This is a genomic window from Nocardioides pacificus, assembly GCF_054775955.1.
Genome location: NZ_BAAHCI010000015.1, coordinates 699365 through 714743, shown reverse-complemented (window position 1 = coordinate 714743; position 15379 = coordinate 699365). Strand labels below are relative to the sequence as shown.

General features: G+C 72.7%; 12 protein-coding genes. 3 read left to right on the top strand and 9 right to left on the bottom strand.

From position 1 onward, the window contains the following. Positions 1 to 46 precede the first annotated feature (46 nt). The 4 genes from ACYU7L_RS21865 to ACYU7L_RS21850 all read right to left on the bottom strand — a co-directional run bounded on the left by ACYU7L_RS21865 (position 47) and on the right by ACYU7L_RS21850 (position 3291). Complete coding sequence (locus ACYU7L_RS21865; protein WP_460801023.1) at positions 47 to 244, bottom strand: hypothetical protein; 198 nt, start codon at positions 242 to 244, stop codon at positions 47 to 49. A gap of 83 nt (positions 245 to 327) precedes the next feature. After that, positions 328 to 651, bottom strand: coding sequence for a WhiB family transcriptional regulator (locus ACYU7L_RS21860; protein ID WP_460801021.1), 324 nt, complete (start codon positions 649 to 651; stop codon positions 328 to 330). A 98-nt stretch (positions 652 to 749) separates the two neighbouring features. Beyond that, complete coding sequence (locus tag ACYU7L_RS21855) at positions 750 to 1013, bottom strand: hypothetical protein (protein ID WP_460801019.1); 264 nt, start codon at positions 1011 to 1013, stop codon at positions 750 to 752. Between the two features lie 214 nt (positions 1014 to 1227). After that, a complete protein-coding gene (locus tag ACYU7L_RS21850; RefSeq protein ID WP_460801017.1) occupies positions 1228 to 3291 on the bottom strand; it encodes a UvrD-helicase domain-containing protein in 2064 nt (687 codons plus the stop codon). 72 nt (positions 3292 to 3363) lie between these two features. Here ACYU7L_RS21850 and ACYU7L_RS21845 point away from each other — a divergent pair, with 72 nt between their 5' ends. Next, positions 3364 to 3603 (top strand): mycoredoxin, encoded by a 240-nt coding sequence (locus ACYU7L_RS21845; RefSeq protein ID WP_460801015.1) that lies wholly within the window; start codon positions 3364 to 3366, stop codon positions 3601 to 3603. Between the two features lie 33 nt (positions 3604 to 3636). Here the strand turns inward: ACYU7L_RS21845 and nudC are convergent, their stop codons facing one another. After that, positions 3637 to 4590, bottom strand: a complete 954-nt coding sequence (nudC, locus tag ACYU7L_RS21840) for an NAD(+) diphosphatase (RefSeq protein WP_460801013.1) — start codon at positions 4588 to 4590, stop codon at positions 3637 to 3639. Between the two features lie 55 nt (positions 4591 to 4645). On the opposite strand from nudC, the gene deoD reads away from it, so the two are divergent. Then, positions 4646 to 5362, top strand: a complete 717-nt coding sequence (deoD, locus tag ACYU7L_RS21835) for a purine-nucleoside phosphorylase (RefSeq protein WP_460801011.1) — start codon at positions 4646 to 4648, stop codon at positions 5360 to 5362. Positions 5363 to 5375: 13 nt separating this feature from the next. On the opposite strand, the gene ACYU7L_RS21830 is transcribed toward deoD, so the two are convergent. Both ACYU7L_RS21830 and ACYU7L_RS21825 read right to left on the bottom strand, forming a co-directional pair. Continuing rightward, positions 5376 to 8684 (bottom strand): UvrD-helicase domain-containing protein, encoded by a 3309-nt coding sequence (locus ACYU7L_RS21830; RefSeq protein ID WP_460801009.1) that lies wholly within the window; start codon positions 8682 to 8684, stop codon positions 5376 to 5378. Next, a complete protein-coding gene (locus ACYU7L_RS21825; protein ID WP_460801007.1) occupies positions 8681 to 11992 on the bottom strand; it encodes an ATP-dependent helicase in 3312 nt (1103 codons plus the stop codon). The genes ACYU7L_RS21830 and ACYU7L_RS21825 overlap by 4 nt, the downstream gene beginning before the upstream one ends. Positions 11993 to 12108: 116 nt before the next feature. Here ACYU7L_RS21825 and ACYU7L_RS21820 point away from each other — a divergent pair, with 116 nt between their 5' ends. After that, the gene (locus tag ACYU7L_RS21820) at positions 12109 to 13287 is read left to right on the top strand and encodes a CaiB/BaiF CoA transferase family protein (protein ID WP_460801004.1); all 1179 of its coding nucleotides are present in this window, start codon (positions 12109 to 12111) and stop codon (positions 13285 to 13287) included. 103 nt (positions 13288 to 13390) lie between these two features. On the opposite strand, the gene ACYU7L_RS21815 is transcribed toward ACYU7L_RS21820, so the two are convergent. Both ACYU7L_RS21815 and bar read right to left on the bottom strand, forming a co-directional pair. Beyond that, positions 13391 to 14176: a hypothetical protein gene (locus ACYU7L_RS21815; protein WP_460801001.1), complete on the bottom strand. Its 786-nt coding sequence runs from the start codon at positions 14174 to 14176 to the stop codon at positions 13391 to 13393. Positions 14177 to 14259: 83 nt separating this feature from the next. Next, positions 14260 to 15354, bottom strand: a complete 1095-nt coding sequence (gene bar, locus ACYU7L_RS21810) for a barbiturase (RefSeq protein WP_460800999.1) — start codon at positions 15352 to 15354, stop codon at positions 14260 to 14262. Positions 15355 to 15379 lie beyond the last annotated feature (25 nt).

The following is a 15379-nucleotide window of genomic DNA, read 5'->3' as shown; positions in this document are numbered from 1 at the left end:
GCCGGGCACGACGTGGGTCGTGCCCGGCTCCGGGGTCTCGGTCAGGTCAGAGCGTGCGGGCGAGAGCGAGACGCGCCTGCAGCGCGGCCTTCTCCGCCTTGCGGGTCAGGCGCTGCGCCCGGGCGAGCTGCCGGCCGCGCCTTCCGTGGTGCGCCTCTCCCAGGCGCTCGGACCATTGCCGTCGTGCGAGTTCTTCGTGAAGTACATGGTTCATGTCAGTGCTCCGGTTCAGTGTGGTGTCCATGGTGGTGATGCTCCGGTCCTTCGTCGAGGTGGGCGGGTGGTCTCGTGCGGTGCTGCTCAGGCTGCTGCGGATCCCAGTTGCGACTAGGCGGCCGCCTCGTCCTTGCGCGGTCGGCCGCGGGGCCGCTTGCGCGGGATGACGACGCCCTGGAGGAAGAGCTCGCCGCCCCAGACGCCCCAGGGCTCGCGCCGCTCGAGGGCTCCGTCGAGGCAGAGCGTCCGGACGGGACAGTCCCGGCACAGGGCCTTGGCGCTCTCGACGTCCGTGGGTGTCTCGGCGAACCAGAGCTCCGAGTCGTTGGTCCGGCACGGAAGCCCTGCGTCGTCGATCTGCTCGGCCACCTCGTGAAGCTGCCCGAGACCGACCCCCGTCGTGGCCGGGGGGCGGTTGAGAACGCTGATGGTCATGTGTCACCTCCTTCTTCTGACCTGGTCGCTGGTGTGCGGGAATCAAAAAAGCCGCGGATCCCGTGTCGGGATCCGCGGCCTGGAGGCGTCGAGCTGTGTCAGCAGCTCGGTGGTCTCCAGGCAGGTGTCCCCGGGAAGTGGCCGTTGGCGGTCGCCTTGGCGGAAGCATCGAGCTGACGCTCACGGATCACCGTGGTCGCAGCGTCGATGCCCACCCAGGCACCCGACACGTGGGCAGCAGCCTCATCGGCTCCGCGCAGGGCGGGAGCACAGGCGCCGGCACCGTGAAGGGCGCGGCCGGATGCGGGCATGCCGAACGTGTTCGGAATCAGAACCGTCGTGGTGCGTGCGTAGCTGCTCATCGTGGGCCACCTCCTTCAGGTGATCGGGCGCCGGCCGCGGCTTGGCCGCCGGGGCGCAACAGTGCGTGCGTCGAAGAAACTATCTGGCCAGGCTGGTAATGGGCAATCGATTTAATGGGTATTTCGTCGAGAAAGTGTGCCGAACTGCGAATCTGGTCGGGATCAGCGCGTCGCCACGCCCGTTTCACGCTCAGCGCGCTCGGCGATCCAGCCTTCAACTGGTCTGGACCACCTCGAGAACCTCGTCGGCGTACTTGTCGAGCTTGGCCCTGCCGATGCCGTTGATCGACAGCAGCTGGCGTACGTCGGTGGGCCGGTGCTCGGCGATCAGCTGGAGCGTCGCGTCGGTGAAGACGACGTAGGCCGGGACCTTCTCCTCGGCCGCCCGATCGGCCCGCCAGGTCCGCAGCCGCTCGAAGAGCGCCTCGTCGTAGGAGGCCGGGCAGTCGAGGCACCGTCCGGTCTTCTTCTCCGCGGGGGTGTCGAGCGGACGGTTGCACTCGCGACAGTGCGGCGCGCGTCGGGGCCGGCTGGTGCGGCCTGGACGGTCGGCCGCCTCCGACGCGCCGGCGGGGAGCAGGCGGTCGAGGAAGCGCGAGGGCTTGCGGCTCCCCCTGCCGCCGGGGTTGCGCGCCATCGCCCACGAGACCGAGAGGTTCACGCGGGCCCGCGTCACGCCGACGTAGAGCAGCCGACGCTCCTCCTCGACGGCCGCGGGCGTCTCGGCATAGGTGATGGGCAGCGTGCCCTCCTGCATCCCGCACAGGAAGACCACGTCCCACTCGAGCCCCTTGGCCGCGTGCAGCGTGGCGAGGGTGACCCCCTCGGCGACCGGGGCGTGCTGCTCGGAGGCCCGCCGGTCGAGCTCGTCGACGAAGTCGCCGAGCGTGCCGACCGACCCGGACTCGGCGTTGGCCCGGACGAAGGCCGCCGCCTGGTCGACCAGCGCCTGCAGGGACTCCCAGCGGTCGCGGGTCTGCCCCCGGGCCGTCGGCGCCTCGGCGGTCCAGCCCATGCCGGCGAACGTGTCGCGCACCGTCTCCACGATGTCGTCCGCGGCCTGGTCGGAGCGCGCCGTCCCGCGCAGCAGGGTGATCCCCTGGCGCACCTCGGGACGGTCGAAGAAGCGTGCGGCGCCACGGACGACGTAGGGGATGCCGCGCGCGGCCAGCGCCTCCTCGAACGACTCGGACTGCGCGTTGATGCGGAACAGGATCGCGACCTCGCTCAGCGGCGTACCCCGCTGGCGCAGGGTCAGGATCTGCGCCGCGGTGGCCTCGGCCTCGGCCACCTCGTCGCTGTAGCCGGTGTAGGTGACGGGCGTCCCCGAGGGACGCTGGGCCAGCAGGTCCACGCCCTTGCTGGACGTGCCGGCGAGCAGGGCGTTGGCGGCGATCACCACTTCGGGGGTCGAGCGGTAGTTGCGGACCAGCTCGATCGAGGTCGTCCCCGGGTGCTTGGCGGGGAACTCGCGCAGGTAGTCGGCGTTGGCGCCGGCGAACGAGTAGATCGTCTGGGCGGGGTCGCCCACCACGCAGAGCTCGTCGCGCCCGCCGAGCCACAGCTCCAGCAGGGCGGACTGGATCGGGGAGACGTCCTGGAACTCGTCGACGACGAACCACTTGTACTGCCGGCGCACCTGGGCCGCGACCCGCTCGTCCTCGGCGAGCATCGCCGCGGTGAGCAGCAGCACGTCCTCCATGTCCATCCGCCCCTGGCCGCGCTTGACGTCCTCGTAGCCGGAGAAGACGCGGGAGACGGTCTCGTGGTCGTGCCCGGAGACCGAGCGGCCGCGGGCGGCGGCGATGCGCGGGTAGTCCTCGGGGCGCACGTTGCTGACCTTGGCCCACTCGATCTCGGAGGCGAGGTCGCGCAGGGCCGCCTGGTCGCCCGGCAGCCGCAGCCGGCGTACGGCGTTGGCCATCAGCGGCAGCTTGGACTCGATCAGCGAGGGCAGCTCCGAGCCGTAGGCGCGCGGCCAGAAGTAGCGCAGCTGGCGCAGCGCGGCCGAGTGGAAGGTCCGGGCCTGGACACCACCCGCGCCGAGCGCCCGCAGCCGGCCGCGCATCTCGCCGGCGGCGCGGGTCGTGAACGTCACCGCCAGGACCTCGGTCGGGACGTAGACGCCGCTCGCGACGCCGTAGGCGATGCGGTGGGTGATCGCCCGGGTCTTGCCGGTCCCGGCGCCGGCGAGCACCCGGACCGGTCCGCGCAGCGCCTCGGCGACACGACGCTGCTCGGGGTCGAGCGCCGCGAGCAGCTCGTCGGGGCTCGGCATGGGGGAACATCTCCTGAAACGTCGGTGTTGAGGGGGTGCCAGCAACCCTAGACGCCGGAGGGGACACCCCTGATGTTCACGATGTACAGCACCCCGTGGTGTGGCTACTGCCACCGCCTCAAGAGCCAGCTCGACCGCGAGGGCATCCCCTTCGAGATGGTGGACATCGAGCAGCAGCCCGAGGCCGCGGAGATCGTGGAGCGCGTCAACAACGGCAACCAGACCGTCCCCACGCTGGTCTACTCCGACGGCACCGCGCACACCAACCCCTCGCTGATCCAGGTCAAGGAGAAGCTGGCCTCGCTGGTCTGAGCCTCCCCGGTCACCGCGGAGTTCGCTCCCGGGTCACCAGTGGCCCGGGAGCCGCCCGCCGTACCAGTCCTCGATCAGCGAGCGCGAGATCGAGACCCCGCCCGGCAGCACCAGCGTGCCCGCCTCGGTCTCGGCGCGCATCTGCTCGCGGGTGAACCAGCGGGCGTCGAGCACCTCCGAGCCGTCCACGTCGACCTGGGTGCTGGTGGCCTCGGCGACGAAGCCGAGCATCAGGCTCGCGGGCAGCGGCCAGGGCTGGCTGCCGAAGTAAGTCACCTCGCCGATCCGGACCCCCGTCTCCTCGGCTACCTCGCGCCGTACGGCGTCCTCGAGCGTCTCTCCCGGCTCCACGAAGCCGGCCAGCGTCGAGAACCGCCCCTCGGGCCAGCCCGCACCGCGTCCGAGCAGACAGCGCTCCTCCGCGCTCCCGGGCTCCCCCTCGCGCACCAGCATGATCACCGCCGGGTCGGTGCGCGGGAACTGCTGACGCCCGCACGCCGCGCAGGCCAGCACGTGCCCGGCCTGCTGGGACGCGAGCGCGCCCCCGCAGCGCGGGCAGTGCCTGGTGGCGAGATGCCACTCGGCCAGGCCGATCGCGTGGAAGACCAGCGGAGCCTCCGTGCCGCCGTCGTCGGCCAGCGCCTGGAGCACCAGCCGCAGCGGCAGCCACTGCGTCGCGTCGCCCGGCGCGTCGTCGGCGTCCACCATCACGGCGAACCGTGCGGACCCGTCGCGCTCCCCCAGCAGCAGGCGCACGCCGTCCGGCACGTCGGCGGGGGGCTGCCAGTCGATCCGGCCCCCGACCGGGCGCAGCCGAGCTCCGGAGAGGACCAGGACCAGGGTGTCCTCGGCCTGCCAGGCCCGCTCGAGCCACGCGTCGTCGGTGCGCAGGATGCCCTGCCGGTCGTGGGCGTGCTGCGAGAGTGCGACGTGGGGCAGCTCGCGGTCTGCTGCCGGCTGATCCGCCGGCGTGCTGGGAGGAGTCACACCAGCGAGGCTAGCCGCCACAGCCGATCACGGGCGCGGTCCTAGGCTGATCCCCATGAGCACCCACATCGGCGCCGCCGCCGACGCGATCGCAACAACCGTCCTGATGCCCGGCGACCCGCTGCGGGCGAAGTGGATCGCCGAGACGTTCCTGGAGGACGCCACGCTCTACAACGAGGTGCGGGGGATGTACGGCTACACCGGCACCTGGCAGGGGCACCGCGTCTCCGTGCAGGGCTCCGGCATGGGCCAGCCGTCGATGTCCATCTATGTCCACGAGCTGTTCGCCGAGTACGGCGTGCAGACCGTGATCCGCGTCGGCTCGTGCGGCGCGCTCTCCGAGGACGTCAAGGTGCGCGACCTCGTGATCGCCTCAGGCGCGTGCACCGACTCGTCGATGAACCGGGTGCGCTTCGAGGGTCTGGACTACGCGCCGATCGCCGACTTCGGCCTCACCCGCGCGGCGTACGACGCGTCGTCCGGGCCGGCAGGGGACGCCGGGGTGCACGTCGGGCTGATCTTCTCCAGCGACACCTTCTACAGCGCCCGCCCCGAGCTGACCGCGCGGATGGCCGACTACGGCGTGCTCGCCGTCGAGATGGAGGCGAGCGCGCTCTACACGCTGGCCGCCAAGTTCGGTCGGCGGGCGCTGGCGATCTGCACGGTCTCCGACCACATCGTCACCGGCGAGGAGACGACGTCGCAGGAGCGCGAGCAGACCTTCGGCGCGATGGTGGAGATCGCGTTGAGCGCGGCGTTCGCCGAGCAGTAGGGGTTGCTCAGGCTTACGCCTCGGCGTCCGGGCTGACCAGCTCCTCCAACGCCGCCCGGTCCGGCAGGTCGTCGGCCTGGGGCACCACCAGCTCCCCGGTGCGCACGTAGTAGAACGCGGCGCGCACCCGCTCGACCGGCACCCCCTGCAGCTCGGCCCAGGCCTGGCGGTAGATCGCCAGCTGGAGCGGGTCGGCCGAGGCGGTGTGGTTGGTCTTCCAGTCGACGACGAGGAAGCCGTCCTGGCCGCCGTCCCCGTCGGCCGGCTCGGCATAGACCGCGTCGATGCGCCCGCGCACCACCTGGCCGGCGAGCACCAGCGCGAACGGCGCCTCGACGGCGACGGGTCGTCGCTCGGCGAAGGGCCCGGCCTCGAACGTCGCGATCAGCTCGGCCAGGTCGCTCTCACTGTCGATGCCCTTGTCGCCCTGTCCCGGCAGCTCCTCGGGGTCGAAGAGGTCCTGCTGGCCGAAGCGGGCCTCGACCCAGGCGTGGAAGCGGGTGCCGAAGCGGGCCGCCGGCGACGGCTGGCGCGGCATCGGGCGCGCGAGATCGCGAGCGAACGACTCCGGGTCCTCGCGCAGTCTGCTCAGCGCGGTCGCCGAGAGGCTCGACGGCAGCGGGACCTCGACGGCCAGTGACCGGTCACGCCGCGCCTCGGCCACCAGGCGCTCGAGCTCGGCGTCCCAGTCGCCCACCCGGGCCTGCTCGACCATGTCGAGGTCGGGATCCTCCGGGAGCTCCGCCCCGTCCTGCTTCGACGCGCCCAGCTCCCCCATCGCGGCCCGCACGACCTCCGCCGCGTCGATGCGGCGCAGCGCCTCGGCCGTCTGCTCGGTGACGGGCCACGGCGCGCTCACCACACCGGACTGCAGCGGGTTGGGGGTCCCCTTCTCCGGCTTGTCGCTCCACCTCTCGGCCTCGAGCCCCCACGCCGGGAGCGCCTCCGCGACCACCCGCTGGTAGGCCGAGGGACCGAGCGGCGTCTTGCGCGACTCGTTCCACAGGTAGGACGAGACGACGAGCTGGTGCCGGGCGCGGGTGAACGCGACGTAGCCCAGACGCAGCTCCTCCTGCGCCTCGTGGGCGCGCGCCTCGGCCTTGAGCTGGTCGAGGTCGGACTTCTCATGACCCCGCAGTTGCGGCAGGTCGCGCGCGTCGCCGCGCAGCGGCGAGGGGAGCACCGAGGGGCCCATCGGCCACTGGGTGCGGGCCCGCTCGCTGGGGAACTTCTCCTCGCACACGCCGACGCAGAACACTGCGTCCCACTCCAGTCCCTTGGCGCGGTGCACGGTGAGCAGCTTGACCGAGTCGGCCTCGGTCGGGGTGGCGATGTCGAGCCCGGTGCCCATCTCGTCCTCGGCCGTCAGGTAGGCCAGCAGCGCCGCGAGGCTGACATCGCCGTCGACGCCCTGGAAGTCGGCCACCGCCTTCACGAAGAGGTCGAGGTTGTCGCGACGGGCCCGCGCCGCGGGACTCACCGACGAGGCCAGCTCGATGTCGATGCCGGTCGTGTCGACGATCCGACGGACCAGGTCGAGCAGCGGCTCACCGGCGTGGGAGCGCAGCTGGCGCAGCTCCGCGGAGAGCAGCGCGAACCGCTCGCGGGCGGACGCCGAGTAGGGCAGGTCGCCGGGGTCGTCGAGCGCGTCGCACAGCGAGCTGACCTCGGTCGGGTCCGCGCCCTCGACGGCGGCCGCGAGCTCCTCGGCGAGTGCCTGCCGGTCCGGCGAGTCCGCGGCCACCACCAGCTGACGGGCCCGGGTGCCGAGGAGGGCCAGGTCGCGGGGACCGATCGCCCAGCGCGGGCCGGTCAGCAGCGTGAGCAGCTCGGCGTTGGCGGTGAGGTCCTGCAGCAGCGTGAGCACCGCGACGATCTCGGCCACCTCCGGCAGCCGCAGCAGTCCCTGCAGACCGACGATCTCGACGGGAATCTCCCGTGCGGTGAGCGCGTCGAAGACGTCGGCGGCGTGGGCGTTGTCGCGGGTCAGCACGCCGATCTCGCGCCACGACGGCTCGGCCATCGCCGAGTGCGCGGCGAGCACCTCCTGGCCCAGCCACGCCAGCTCCTCGGCGTATGTCTCGTGCACGACCGCGCGCACCGATCCCTCGGCGGCGGTCTCGGCCGGCTCGAGGGGGCGCACCTGCGGGAACTGCGCGTAGAGCGGGCCGGCCAACCGGTTGGCGACCTCGAGGATCCGGCGGTCCGAGCGGCGGTTGACGGTCAGGGGGTACGTCGGGACGTCGGGCGAGCCGTCGGCCGAGGGGAAGTCCGCGCCGAAGCCCAGGATGTTGGAGACCGAGGCGCCCCGCCAGCCGTAGATCGCCTGGTTGGGGTCGCCGACGGCGGTGACCGCGTGGCCCCGGCCCTCGGCGGCGACCGGACCGGAGAAGAGCCGGCTCAGCATCAGCGCCTGTGCGACGGAGGTGTCCTGGTATTCGTCGAGCAGCACGACGCGGTACTTCGTCCGCTCGCTGCGCCCCACGTCCGGGTGCTCGTCGGCCAGGCGGGCGGCGAGCGCGATCTGGTCGGAGAAGTCCATCAGCCCGAGCTGGCCCTTGAGGCGTCGGTAGGTGCGGACCAGGTCGAGGATCTCCTCGCGCCGGCCCAGGGCGTGGAGCGCCTTGTGGATGTCGGCCTTGGCGCGCGCCCCCTCCAGCGCCGCGCCGAATGCTGCCTGCTGGACCCGGTCGAAGTCGCGCACGACGGCCTCGTCGACGAGGTGCTCGCTCATCGCCCCCTCGAGTGCGAGCAGGTAGTTGACGACCGTCTGCGGGTGGTCGCTGAGCAGCTCGATGCGACCGGTGTGCCGGGCGATCGCGCGGGCGGCGAGCTGGTAGCGCGAGGCGTCGGCCATCACCCGGGTGTCCGGCTCGTGGCCGATCCGCAGGCCGTGCTCGGTGAGCAGCGCGGAGGCGTAGGCGTTGTAGGTGGCGACGGTGGGCTCGAGCAGCTCCTCGTCGCCCTCTCCGCCGCCGCTGCCGCGTCCGTGTCCGGCAGCCGTCAGCGCCGCACGGACCCGGCTGCCCAGCTCGGAGGCGGCCTTGGTGGTGAAGGTCAGCCCCAGGACCTGGTCGGCTGCGACCCGCCCGGTCGCCACGAGGTAGACGACCCGGGCCGCCATCAGGGCGGTCTTGCCCGAGCCAGCGCCGGCGATGACGACGGCGGGCTGCAGCGGTGCGGAGATCGCCTCCCACTGCTGCGGGCTCACCTGGAAGTCGGTCTTCATCACGCGCTGGAGATCGGCAGGGCTCGCGATGGTGATCGGCTCGGGCACCGGAGCGGCCGCCCGCTCGTCCGGCATCTCGAAGAGGTGGCTCATGACAGCACCGTCCCGGCGCCCTTGATCGGGCAGATCGCAGTGAAGTGGCAGGTGTCGCAGTGCTTGCCGGCCTGGGCGGGGAAGCGCTCGGCGCGGATCGCCTCGACCGCGGTGAGCAGCTGCGTCTCGATCGGCAGCGCCCCGTCGTCACCGGGCTCCTGGGGCGGCTGACTCTGGGTCTTGACGCTCCCCCGGGCCTCCTTGCGCAGGTGCACGAGCTCAGCGCCGCCGGGCTCGGCGGGACGGCCCACCAGCTCGTCGACGGCGCCGTTGGCCACGGCGTACTGGTAGAGGCCGAGCTGCGGGTGCTCCTTGACCTCGTCGCCGGTGGGTGGGTACTTGCCCGTCTTGAGGTCGACCACGACCACGCGCCCGTCGTCGTCGATCTCGATCCGGTCGGCGAAGCCGTAGAGGCCCACCTTCTGCCCGCCGGGCAGCGTCACCTCGACCTGGAGCTTCTGCTCGGTCCCGATCAGCGTGCGCGCCCCGGCCCGGCCGTGCCAGGCGCAGAAGCGGGCCAGCGCGGCGCGGATCTCCTCGCGCTCGCGGCTGCGCGACCAGGGGGTGCGGAAGGTGATCCGACCCCAGACCGCGTCCACGTGGTCCATCAGCGCGTCGACCTCGCCGGGATCGTCGGAGAGCTCGCCCTTCGCGATCCGCTCGGCGAGCGCGTGCACGACCAGGCCGAAGCCCTGGGAGGCGGTCGAGGCCACCGTGCCGCCGGCCTCGCGCTCGAGGAACCACCGGGCCGGGCAGGTCAGCAGCGAGGTGAGCGCGCTCGCCGAGAGCGTGACCGGCTTGTCCTCGGGCCGGATCGGGGTGTCCGCGAGCGTGGCGGCGCGCGTGCCCCACCACGACGCCGGGTCGGCCTGCGGAACGAGCGGCCGGTCGCCCGGCCGGCCGGTGACGGTCTCGGCGGCGAGCCGCGCCAGCCGGCGGGCCGCGGCGGCGCGCAGGGCCTCGGGCTCCTCGGGGTCCGCGACGGTACGGCGCAGCTCGGCCACCAGCCCCGCGAGCGAGAGGGGTCGGGCCGGGCGTCCCTGCACGTGGCGGGTGTGCAGGCCGAGCTCCTCGAGGAAGCGGGACGGCTGCTCCCCCTCGTCGTCGCTCGAGGCCACGGCGGTGACCACCAGACGCTGGCGGGCGCGGGTGCAGGCGACGTAGAACAGCCGCCGCTCCTCCATCAGCACCTCCCGCGTCGACACCGGCGGCTCGATGCCGTCCACGCCGATGCGGTCGGGCTGCAGCAGCGACCCACGTCGACGCAGGTCGGGCCAGGCCTCCTCCTGCGCGTGGGCGATCACCACGAGCCGCCACTCCAGGCCCTTGGAGCGGTGGGCGGTCAGCAACCGGACCGCGTCACCGCGCACGCCCTCCTCGGCGAGGGTGTCGGCCGGGATCTCCTGGGCGACCAGCGTGGTGAGGAAGTTGGTCACGGAGGTGTGGCCGCGCTGCTCCTCGGCGCGCGCGGCCGTCTCGAAGAGCGCACAGACGGCGTCGAGGTCACGGTGGGCCATCCGGGCGCCTGCTCCCCCGGACTCCACCGACGAGCGAAGACGGGCGGGCCACGACGTGCCGGCCCACAGCTGCCAGAGCACCTCCTCGGCCGTGGAGCCGGCGTCGAGCGAGGCGCGGGCGTCGTGGAGCAGCCGGGTCAGGGCCAGGGCCCGCTGGGCGGGCCCGGGCCGGCCGGATCCGTGGACCTCGGGCTGCTCGCGCACGGCGGCCTCGAGGGGCGCCGGGTCCAGGACCGCCTCGCGGATCAGGGCCGGCGACGGACGCGGCGAGCGCCCCTCGACCTTGGCCCGCTCCCGCTCGGACGCGCGCAGCAGACGGGCCAGCGCGCGCACCTCCGTCGCGTCGAGCCCTGCCATCGGCGAGACCAACAGGGACTCGGCTCGCACCGGGTCGACATAGCCGGGGTGCTCCTCGTCGTCGTTGTCGAGGTTGACCACGGCGTTGAGCGCGTCGAGCAGCGGCTGCACGGCCGGCTCGCGCACCAGCGGCGTGTCGTCGGCGGCCACCTCGACCGGGACCCCGGCGGCGACCAGCGAGCGCCGCAACGGGGGGATGCCGGTGCGCCCGGAGCGGACGAGCACGGCCATGTCGGACCACGCGACGCCGTCCTCGAGGTGGGCGCGGCGCAGCAGGTCGGCGAGGTGCTCGGCCTCGGCCCGCTCGGTGTCGAAGGTCAGCACCTCGACCCGGCCGTCGCCCAGCGGGCCCGCGACGGCGTGCGGCTCGAGGAACGCGCGCCGCGCCTCCTCGTCGATGGTGCCGTTGAGACTCAGTCGGCGGGCGATCCGCTGCGAGGCGAGCAGCAGCCGCGGCCCGAACCGACGCGTCGTACGCAGCGCCACCACGTCGGCGGGCCAGCCGTCGCGGCGTGGGAACGCGGTCGGGAACTCCAGGATCCCGCGCACCTCGGCGCCGCGGAACCCGTAGATCGACTGGTGCGGGTCGCCGACCACGGTCAGGTCGGCACCGTCTCCGGCCAGCGCCCGCAGCAGCGCGACCTGACCGGGGTCGGTGTCCTGGTACTCGTCCACGAAGACGTGGCGGAAGCGGGCGCGCAGCTCGTCGCGGTGGTCCTCGGCCTCGATGACGGCGCGCCGGATCAGGTCGGCGTAGTCGATGGCCCCCTGCCAGTCGAGGACCTCGAGGTACTGGTCGAGGAAGAGCCCGGCCGCGACGTACTCCGGCAGGTCCGCCTCGTGGCCGAGCTTGGTCAGCGCGGTGCCGTCGAGCCCCTTCTCCCGGGCCCGGGCCAGGACGCCCTGCACCTCCTTGGCGAAGCCGCGGGTGCCCACGGCGCGACGCAGCGAGTCGGGCCAGCGCACCGAGTCGGGGGCGTCGGTGAGCAGCTTCTGCAGCACGACGTCCTGCTCGGGGGCCGACAGCAGCCGCAGCGGCGCCTCGTAGAGCTCCGCGGGGGCGTAGGCGCGGATCAGCCCGTAGGCGAAGGAGTGGAACGTCGAGCTCATCGTCGTCGCGGTCGTGCGGCCCAGGCGCGCGGTCACCCGGTCGCGCAGCTGCTCGGCGGCCTTGCGCGAGAAGGTCAGTGCCAGCACCGAGTCCGGCGAGGCGCCGCGCTGCTCGACGCGGTCGACGATCGCCTCCACCAGCGTCGTGGTCTTGCCGGTGCCCGGACCGGCCAGCACCAGCAGGGGGCCGCCCGGGTGGTCGACCACCCGCTGCTGGTGCTCGTCGAGCGTCGGGGGGCGCACGGGGCCCTGCGTGCCGCTGACCAGATGGTACGACGCGGTCGACCTCGCGACGGGTCCTGCGGTGGGCTGGCTCGGGCTCATGACGACAGTCCATCATCCGCCGCCGACAGTGGGGGAACTCAGTTGCCGTCGCGGCGGCGCTTCGTTGGCAATCACTGCCATAGGCGGGGGCGCCGGGCCGTTCTACGGTGCAAGGCATGACTGACGCCTCGCCCCAGGGCCCCCTGTCCGACCTGGTCGTGCTCGACCTCACCCGGGCCCTCGCCGGCCCGCACGCCGCGATGATGCTCGGCGACATGGGCGCCCGCGTCATCAAGATCGAGTCCCCCACCGGCGACGACACCCGGTCGTGGGGACCGCCGTTCATCGGCGACGAGGGCGAGCGCGAGTCGACGTACTTCCTCTCGGCGAACCGCAACAAGGAGTCGATCACCCTCGACCTCAAGGCCGAGGCCGACAAGGACGTGCTCACCCGCCTGGTCGCCCGCGCCGACGTGCTGATGGAGAACTTCCGCACCGGTGTGCTCGACCGGCTGGGCTTCTCCGTGGAGCGCCTGCACGAGCTCAACCCGGGCCTCGTGGTCCTCTCCATCACCGGCTTCGGCCACGACGGGCCGGAGGCCAAGCGCGCGGGCTACGACCAGATCGCGCAGGGCGAGGGCGGGCTGATGTCGCTCACCGGCACCGAGCAGCCGACCAAGGTAGGCGTCCCGATCGCCGACCTGCTGGCCGGCATGAACGGCGCCTTCGGCGTGCTCGCCGCGCTGCACGAGCGGGCCACGACCGGCCGCGGACGCGTCGTACGCACGTCGCTGCTCGCGGGCATGGTCGGCGTGCACGCCTTCCAGGGCACGCGCTGGACGGTCGCCAAGGAGGTCCCCGGCCTGGCCGGCGGCCACCACCCGTCGATCTCGCCGTACGGCATGTTCGCGACGGCCACCGCGCCCGTGCAGATCGCCTGCGGCTCCGAGGGCCTGTGGCGCTCGTTCGCCGACGCGTTCGGCCTCGACGCCGACGACCCGCGCTTCGCCACCAACCCCGACCGGGTCGCGAACCGCGATGCGCTCACCGCGCTCATCGAGGAGCTGTTCGCCGGCGCCCCGGCCGAGGAGTGGCTGGAGAAGCTGGCGCAGGCCGGCATCCCGTCGGGCAAGGTCCGCTCTCTCGACGACGTCTACGAGTGGGAGCAGACCCGCTCGCAGGGCCTGGTGCTCGACGTCGAGCACGCGACCCAGGGACACCTCGAGCTGCCGGGCTCGCCGATCCGCTTCGACGACAACCCGTTCTCGGGCGGTCGCTCCACCCACGTCGCGCCCCCAACGCTGGGGCAGCACAACGAGTCCGTGCGAGCGTGGCTGGAGTCCGACGACGCCTGAGGCTCCGACCCCGGGGCCGACGAGCAGCAAAGAGACGTGACTCCCAGGGCCCCGGTCCCCGCTGTGGGGCTGGGGCCCTTGCCGCGCCGTACGTCGCTGCCCGTCAGGCGTCCTCCGCGTAGAGGGGCACCTGCGTGACCAAGGCATCGCGGACCAGGCTCAGGGCCACATCGCTCAGGGTCCTGTCGACGAGCCGGGGACCACTCGTCTCCGCCGGCCTCGACCCCACGTTGCCGACCTTCGTCCAGAGCTCGTTCCAGACCGGCGAGACGTCGTCGGCGATGACCGGGCGGCCACCCGGGTACACCCAGCCGAGCAGTCCCATCGTGTCGGCGATCGCGTGGCCGTCGGCCCTGCCCCCCGGACTCGTCGCCGCGTGCAGCAGCACCACGATCCCGGCCGTCTCGGCGAACGGCGGATCGCCGGGGACGAGCTGGTCGCGCAGGTGCTCCCACAGGGCGACCGGATCGTCCCTGAGCCGGGTCCCCGACTTGGTGAGCACCAGCGCCCCCTTGTACTTGCGGAGCAGGCCGAGCCCCTGCATCGAGACCCGGAAGCGGTGCAGCGGGTGGACGTCGACCTCGCGGGTGATCGAGAAGATCCAGTCCTGCATCGTGGGCAGGACCTCGGACAGCGCGACGACGTCGACCGGCTTGAGGTAGCCGGCCGCGGTCAGCGCCAGGCCGCCGTCCGCAGCGTGGTCGAGCACCCAGCGGTGAGCACGCAGCGCGTCCTCGAGCTCGTCGTCGACCGGCGAGGCCGGCGCGGCCTCGACCAGCTGCGTGAGCCTTTCGCGCAGGTCCCGGCCGGTCGGTGTGTCGCCGAGGGGACCGAGGATCGCGGCCAGGCGCGGATCGAGCCGGTAGCGGGTGTAGCGCATGGAGTCCACACCCCGAGGATGCCATCCGAACGCCGAGGGCCCCGGCCCCACACCAGGTGTGGAGCCGGGGCCCTCGTCGTACGTCGTGTGGCTCAGCCCAGGTCGACGATGGCGGCGACGGGGCCGCCACCCTCGGGGCCCTGGTGGGCCGCGGAGACCGACACGAAGACGGCCGGGTCACCGGTGACGGCGGCGGTCACGCCACCGACGCAGGACTTGATCTGACGGTGCCAGTGCACGTCGGAGTCGTCGAGCATCGCGTTGCGACGGCCGCGGACCTTGCCGTCCTGCGACGCCTCGCACTTGAGGAAGACGTTGACGAGCTTGCCGTCGAGGTCGGTGTGGTGCGGGCGGTCGGGCAGCTCGAGGCCGGCGTCCTTGATGGCCGACCAGATGCCGTCCGCGTCGAGCGCGTCCGTCATCACCGAGTGGCCGACGCGGTAGCGGCCGCCGACGCCCTTGGCGTTGCCGACCACGACGACCTGCGCGCGGTCCAGCTCGACGCCCGAGGAGCAGGACGCCACGGCCGAGTAGAGCTCACGGTTGTGCATGACGTCCTCGTCGGAGGGCATCTCGATCTCGCCGAGCGCGACGGCGATGCCGAGCGCGGTGACGCCGTTGGAGAGGTCCATCGACTCGTGGGTGTGCTCGGTCCAGACCTGCTGGCCGCGGCTCTTGGCGTCACGGATCGTGTCGATCGTGAGCAGCGGGGTCTTGGTCTGCACGTAGTGCACGTCGGCGGGGTCGGTGATCCCGGCCTTCTCCATCGCGACCTTCACGGCGTCTGCGACCTTGGTGATCATCGGCGTGCGGCCGATCTCCTCGGGCAGCAGCTGCTCGCTCATCGCGAAGCCGACGGTCAGGCGGGCCTCGTCGGAGGGCTCGGCGTCGGTGGTGGCGAAGATCGTGGCGTGGGGGCTGATCACGCCGTCGGTGCCGCCGGACCAGACGATCGGGACCTGCTTGACCTGGTCGGCCGGGGCGCCCTTCTCGATGAGGACCTCGCGGAAGGCACGGTCGGCGATGATGCGCGTGTAGTCGTTCACGCCGCCGTTGCCCTCGGTCTTGCCGATGATCGCGATGACCCGGTCGGCGGCCATGATGCCGTCGTCGATGAGCTTCGCGAGCTCGCTGGCGTCGGCGACGGAGTGGATCGGGACCTTGCGTACTTCGATGGCGGAGGGCATCCGGTTCCTTTCGGGTTGGCAGCGG

What these genes read in the sequence shown, in the direction of transcription:
- ACYU7L_RS21865 (WP_460801023.1), bottom strand. Translation starts at nt 244, where the DNA reads ATGGACACCACACTGAACCGGAGCACTGACATGAACCATGTACTTCAC.
- ACYU7L_RS21860 (WP_460801021.1), bottom strand. Translation starts at nt 651, where the DNA reads ATGACCATCAGCGTTCTCAACCGCCCCCCGGCCACGACGGGGGTCGGT.
- ACYU7L_RS21855 (WP_460801019.1), bottom strand. Translation starts at nt 1,013, where the DNA reads ATGAGCAGCTACGCACGCACCACGACGGTTCTGATTCCGAACACGTTC.
- ACYU7L_RS21850 (WP_460801017.1), bottom strand. Translation starts at nt 3,291, where the DNA reads ATGCCGAGCCCCGACGAGCTGCTCGCGGCGCTCGACCCCGAGCAGCGT.
- ACYU7L_RS21845 (WP_460801015.1), top strand. Translation starts at nt 3,364, where the DNA reads ATGTTCACGATGTACAGCACCCCGTGGTGTGGCTACTGCCACCGCCTC.
- deoD (WP_460801011.1), top strand. Translation starts at nt 4,646, where the DNA reads ATGAGCACCCACATCGGCGCCGCCGCCGACGCGATCGCAACAACCGTC.
- ACYU7L_RS21830 (WP_460801009.1), bottom strand. Translation starts at nt 8,684, where the DNA reads ATGAGCCACCTCTTCGAGATGCCGGACGAGCGGGCGGCCGCTCCGGTG.
- ACYU7L_RS21825 (WP_460801007.1), bottom strand. Translation starts at nt 11,992, where the DNA reads ATGAGCCCGAGCCAGCCCACCGCAGGACCCGTCGCGAGGTCGACCGCG.
- ACYU7L_RS21820 (WP_460801004.1), top strand. Translation starts at nt 12,109, where the DNA reads ATGACTGACGCCTCGCCCCAGGGCCCCCTGTCCGACCTGGTCGTGCTC.
- bar (WP_460800999.1), bottom strand. Translation starts at nt 15,354, where the DNA reads ATGCCCTCCGCCATCGAAGTACGCAAGGTCCCGATCCACTCCGTCGCC.